Below are 6000 nucleotides of genomic sequence, written 5' to 3'. Positions count from 1 at the left end.
ATCCATGTGTGCACATGGTCTTTTTTACACTGTCTACCTAAAGGGGATAATACCATGAAAAGGCCTTTTTAATTAATCATTCAATAAAGTAAACTCATTTCCAAGTTTCCCCCATTGAATGATCACATCTTTTTCATTTGATCCCTATGCCTAATAATTAAAGAATTATCCCTGAAAAACTCCCCTTCAATACTTCTTTTTCAAGTTGATTCATACATGTAAACATCGCAATAATCTTTGTACGATTTTTTTCATCAGGTTCAAATTGTTCAATTATAACGTCACAACGAATCGTATCACCGCTAAAAACGGGACGTAAAAATTCAAAATCCATCTTGCGCGCTAATACATTATAATCACCGCCAACTTTCGTAGGAAGCGTTGATGTTAAAAGGCCTTGTACAACAAATCGTCCTTGTTCATCTGGTGTAACATGATGAATTCCTTCATCTTTAGATACTTCTGTAAATAACGCAACATCCTCTTTTGTAAACGTTCGCTCAAAGGTGATTTTTTCGCCTACTTGCAATTTCATCGATACTCCTCCTCAAAAACACTATGTGATTTACTTTCTAAAATAAGAAAAACCGAAACTACAAATCATTTCGGTTTTTCAAACTAAAGAAGTCTATATTTATCCCGCATTAACGGTCAGTAAGACTCCCACCTCAAAATTCGGCGAATGCGAGGGAGTTAGGTGGGAGATAACTGCCCGTAAATGCCCGATTGGTTCAACTAATAATCAGTGGGGGATGGACAAAACCCCCACTGATTAAAGTTTCACTTTACTTTAACGAATGTACAAACAACCCGCTGCGAAGTTTCGGTTCAAACCACGTTGATTTCGGCGGCATCACTTCTCCAGCATCTGCGATTGTTAATAAATCTTCCATTGATGTCGGATATAACGCGAATGCTGCTTTATATTCACCACTATGCACAAGACGTTCTAGTTCTTCTAGCCCGCGGATTCCACCGACGAAATCAATGCGTGAATCAGAGCGCGGATCATGTATTTCAAGTACTTGACTTAATAAATGATCTTGTAAAATAGATACATCTAAACGCCTGACAAGATCATTCGCATCAAATGTTTCCTCTTTCACAGTGAGCTTATACCATTTCTCGTTTACATACATGCCAAATGATTTTGGCTCATTTGGTTTATATGGTGAAACCCCTGCTTCTTCCACATAAAAATATTGCGCAACTTGCTTTAAAAATTGCTCTACTGATAAGCCATTTAAATCTTTCACAACCCGGTTATAGTCCCAAATTGATAATTCATCCTGAGGGAATAAAACAGATAGGAAGAAATTAAATTCCTCTTCTCCAGTGTAATTCGGATATTGCTCTCTTCGCATTAGCCCAACTTTTGCCGCTGATGCTGAGCGATGATGTCCATCCGCAATATAAAGATTAGGAATGTCTTCAAATGCGTTTACTAAAGTCGTAACTACTTCTTCATCTGCAATCTTCCACGCAACATGCCCCACACCATCTTCCGCTGTAAATGTATAGATTGGCGCATGTTCCTCTTTCCAGCTTGCAATTAAACGTTTCACTTCTTCTTTTGTACGATACGTTAAAAAGATTGGCCCCGTATTTGCGTCACACACATCTACGTGGCGAATACGATCAAGTTCTTTTTCATGACGCGTTCTTTCATGTTTTTTAATTGTATCATCTTCATACTCGTCAATCGATGTACAAACGACAAGGCCTGACTGCGTTCTTCCTTGCATCGTCAGTTCATAAATGTAAAGCGCTGGCTCTTCATCTTGAACGAACACTTCTTCTTGTATAAATTGCTTTAAATTTTCACCCGCTTTTTCATATACGCGATCATCGTACGGTGAAAGTGCCGGGTCTAAATCAATTTCTGCTTTATCAACGTGTAAGAAAGAATATGGATTCCCTTTTACAACTTCTCTTGCCTCTTCACTATTTAATACGTCATACGGTAAAGCTGCTACTTGTGCTGCTTTTCCTTCTACTGGACGAATGGCACGAAACGGTCGGATTTTTGCCAAGTTTCTCTCTCCTTTACACAATCATTCGAACGGCTACAACACCTGTGATTTTGCTTATATTTTCCACAATATTCTCTTTCATTATATCATCAATTCCGTTATCAATATCAATCATTGTGTACGCCCAAGAATGTTTACTACGATTAATCATATCCGCAATATTAATATGATGTTCTGCTAAGCATCCTGTAATTTGTCCTACCATGTTTGGTACATTTTGATGCATAATTGTAATTCGTTTTTTTCCAATGTACGGAAGCTCTACGTTTGGATAGTTTACTGAATTACGAATATTACCTGTCTCTAAATATTCACGTAATTGACGTGCAGCCATTACTGCACAATTTTCTTCAGATTCAGACGTAGATGCACCGAGATGAGGAGTTGCTGTTACATTTTTCATCTTTATCACATTTTCATTTGGGAAATCAGTTACGTAATGTGTAATAATATCTTCTTCTAACGCTTTTTGAAGAGCATTTTCATCTACAAGTTCTCCTCTAGAAAAATTGAATAGACGCATTCCATTTTTCATTGTCTCTATAGCGTGTTCACCAATAATTCCCTTCGTTTGGTTCGTAAGAGGAATATGAAGTGTAATATAATCACACGTTGCAAAAATTTCATCTGAACTAAATGCCCTTTGCACTTGTGTAGAAAGACGCCATGCCGTTTCAACTGATATATACGGATCATATCCAACAACGTCCATACCTAAAGCTAACGCATCATTTGCAACTAAAGCACCAATTGCACCAAGACCGATAACACCTAGACGTTTCCCTGCAATCTCTGATCCAACGAATTGCTTCTTCCCAGCTTCAACAAGCTGTGGTACTTCTTCTCCGTCTAACTCTTTCGTCCAGCTCACTCCGTTTATAATATTACGGGAAGACATAATAAGGCTTGCGATAATAAGTTCCTTCACTGCATTCGCATTAGCCCCTGGCGTATTAAATACTACAATACCCTTTTCCGTACAACGCTCAACAGGAATATTATTTACACCGGCACCAGCTCTTGCAATTGCCTTTAAATCTTCTGAAAACTCTTCTTGATGTAAAGAATAGCTGCGAAGTAACATACCATCTGGATGACCTACTTTGTCTCCAATTTCATAGCGATTCCCATCAAAAATTTGCAAACCCTTTTCGGCAATTTGATTTAACGTTTGAACACGAAACATATCCCCATCTCCCTATCTATTCTCAAGCTCAAATTCCTTCATATAGTCTACTAATTTGTGTACACCTTGGATTGGCATCGCATTGTAAATACTAGCACGCATACCGCCGACTGAACGATGTCCCTTTAGTGTAACGAAACCGCGTTCTTTTGCTTTTTGTAAAAACTGACTATTCAGCTCTTCTGAAGGTGCTGTAAACGGAATATTCATAAGTGATCGATACGTAGGATCAACTGGTGAAGTAAACAATTTAGATTCATCTAAAAAGTTGTAAAGAAGTGAAGATTTCATTCTATTTTGTTCTTCAATCGCAGATACCCCGCCTTGTTCTTTCAACCACTCTAGTACAAGTTTCGCTACATAAATACTAAAGGTTGGCGGTGTATTATATAGGGAGTTATTTTTACTGTAAGTTTCATAGTTTAACATCGTAGGACAAGCACTATTTGCACTGCCAATTAAATCTCTTTTTATAATTACAATCGTTAAGCCTGCTGGCCCTAAATTCTTTTGCGCACCCGCATATATGAGGCCAAACTTCGTAACATCATTTTGTTCTGATAAAATATTTGAGGACATATCCGCCACAAGCGGCACTTTTTCTAAATGTGGTAACTCCACATACTTTGTCCCCTCAATTGTATTATTCGTTGTAATATGTACATAATCTAGTTCTTCATCATTTGGTAAATCAGCCATTTTAGGAATCGTAGTAAACTTCTCTTTTTCAGAAGAAGCAATCACTTGTACTTCTCCTACTTTTCCGGCTTCTTGCAGCGCCTTTTTAGACCATGATCCTGTCAGTACGTACCCAGCTTTTTTATACGTACTCATTAAATTTAACGGTATCATAGAGAACTGTAATGACGCACCACCTTGTAAAAATAAAACTTCATACTCATCAGGAATGTTCATTAATTCACGAAGTAAGCTGCTGGCTTCATCAATAATACTTTGGAAATAAGAAGATCTATGGCTCATTTCCATAACAGACATGCCTGTCCCGTTATAATTTACAAGCTCCTTTTGCACTTTCTCTAAAACTGGCAAAGGGAGTATAGATGGTCCTGCTGAAAAATTATACACTCTCTCCATCACCCAGATAACCTCCCTATTTCTCATTTTTATTATTTTTTAAACTTTCTGAATTATAACCTATATACAATACACGGTCAATTTGTTTTCCATTATTACGGCGTAAGACGCGATGGAATCGCTTGCATGTGCACCCTATTTTTTATAAACATACAAAAAAGTGTTAAGTACATAATCGTACTTAACACTCTAGTAATAAAAGAATAATAGCTACTTGTTCGTAAAGAACCGATCAAAAATTTGATAAATAGCGGAAAGACCAAAGAGCCAATAAATGGTGTCCACAAGCGCCGGCATAGAACCAAACCATTTCTCAACTACGTTATAATCTAACGCCACAAACAACCAATTCAAACCGCCAAGAATCACCAAAATTACTGTAAGGTAAGACAAAAATTTCATTATGATTGCCCCCTAGGTGATAAGATGGTGAAAGGCCTTTCACTAAAATATATGTAATAGATTCTAAAACTTACCTATTTTATAAAATTTATTTTTTATACCAGCCATTAATAACTGTCTCTGCTTCTTTACTATGTATTTGATATGAATGATTACTATCATTAGATCCGATAAACCAAATTGAAAAACCTTTAAAATATGGCTTCGGTTCTAATACATCTCGGTAAGCACGCCACCCGTTAAGTTGTACATCTTTCGAAAACACATTCGTAACATCTGGGTTCCACGGGTTTTGTAGTCCAAGTTCACGTGCTGGGACGTTAAATCCACCAAAATATACTGGCTTTCCTGTTGTTTTATGTAATTGTTCCAGTTGCTGAACAACATTTTGCCCACGATTGTATACTGTCGTCGCAAATAAACTTTGTTTTACTTCTTCGTATGATGGATTTCTTTTTCCTGAAACTTCAAACCAACTATCAATACTTACAATGTCCACCTTTTTTAAATATGGGCGATTTATTTTCTCTTTAAATTTCGCCTCAAAAGAAGGATCCCAACTTGCAGTTAACCACCAGTTCATTTGATACAAAACATTTCCTTTATACTGCTGGCGAACAAAATTAATCGTATCATTCCAATATCCTTCTGCATATTCCATATTCACGAAATTAGAAGCGATCTTCAGCCCATAAATATTGTACTTACTTGTAATGGAATTAAAAATATCTTGTAAAACAACCGTTTTCCAATTCCAGAAGAAATCGTTAATATTACTCGGGTTCCACTCTGTTTCTCCAATATTTCCTTGCTGAATAAACGGGAATGGTTCCACTATAACTTGAATATTACGCTTTAATAATTCTTGAATTAAAATAATAGCTTGTTTTTTTTGCGCCTGATTGATTACCATATTAGCAGAATTCACATTTGGAATATCAACTTGGATCGGCACATTTACTGTATTTAAATTCAAGCGCTCCACATCAGCTAACACTTTCGCTACATTTCCTACTTCCCATACCGTTACGTTTCCTGATTTTATTTTTCCAGATTGAACAGTATTTACATCTGCCTGTACATTCCCCTGAAAACAAAAAGAAAACAACATAATACACACTCCTAAAATACTTACTAAACTCTTACTTTTCTTCACAAGTTTCCCCCTATAATTTTTGGCTTTCTTGATTATTTTATACAACATTACACATATATTCCATAAGAAAAATAATTCAAAAAAAGAGCGGTTCTCCCGCTCCTTTACAAACCATTCCATCTCAAAAT

At 36.6% G+C, this 6000-nt stretch carries 6 protein-coding genes; all 6 read right to left on the bottom strand.

Features of this window, described 5'->3' with window-relative positions; translation table 11 throughout:
- Positions 1–157: 157 nt before the first annotated feature.
- Positions 158–535 (bottom strand): hotdog family protein, encoded by a 378-nt coding sequence (locus CQZ94_RS27155; protein ID WP_105587988.1) that lies wholly within the window; start codon positions 533–535, stop codon positions 158–160.
- A 250-nt stretch (positions 536–785) separates the two neighbouring features.
- On the bottom strand, positions 786–2033 hold the full coding sequence (locus CQZ94_RS27150) for a DUF1015 domain-containing protein (protein ID WP_105587987.1): 1248 nt from the start codon (positions 2031–2033) through the stop codon (positions 786–788).
- A gap of 13 nt (positions 2034–2046) precedes the next feature.
- Entirely contained in the window at positions 2047–3219 is a 1173-nt protein-coding gene (locus CQZ94_RS27145) for a 3-phosphoglycerate dehydrogenase family protein (RefSeq protein ID WP_105587986.1), read from the bottom strand.
- Between the two features lie 12 nt (positions 3220–3231).
- Entirely contained in the window at positions 3232–4314 is a 1083-nt protein-coding gene (gene serC, locus CQZ94_RS27140) for a 3-phosphoserine/phosphohydroxythreonine transaminase (protein WP_105587990.1), read from the bottom strand.
- 210 nt (positions 4315–4524) lie between these two features.
- Positions 4525–4716, bottom strand: a complete 192-nt coding sequence (locus CQZ94_RS27135) for a DUF378 domain-containing protein (protein WP_105587985.1) — start codon at positions 4714–4716, stop codon at positions 4525–4527.
- A gap of 88 nt (positions 4717–4804) precedes the next feature.
- Complete coding sequence (locus CQZ94_RS27130; protein ID WP_142395949.1) at positions 4805–5872, bottom strand: glycoside hydrolase family 113; 1068 nt, start codon at positions 5870–5872, stop codon at positions 4805–4807.
- Between the last annotated feature and the right edge of the window lie 128 nt (positions 5873–6000).

It is taken from the genome of Bacillus sp. MYb209, from assembly GCF_002975175.1.
GTDB lineage: Bacteria > Bacillota > Bacilli > Bacillales > Bacillaceae_G > Bacillus_A.
The sequence above is the reverse complement of the archived record's forward strand: the minus strand, read 5'-3'. Positions and strand labels throughout refer to the sequence as shown.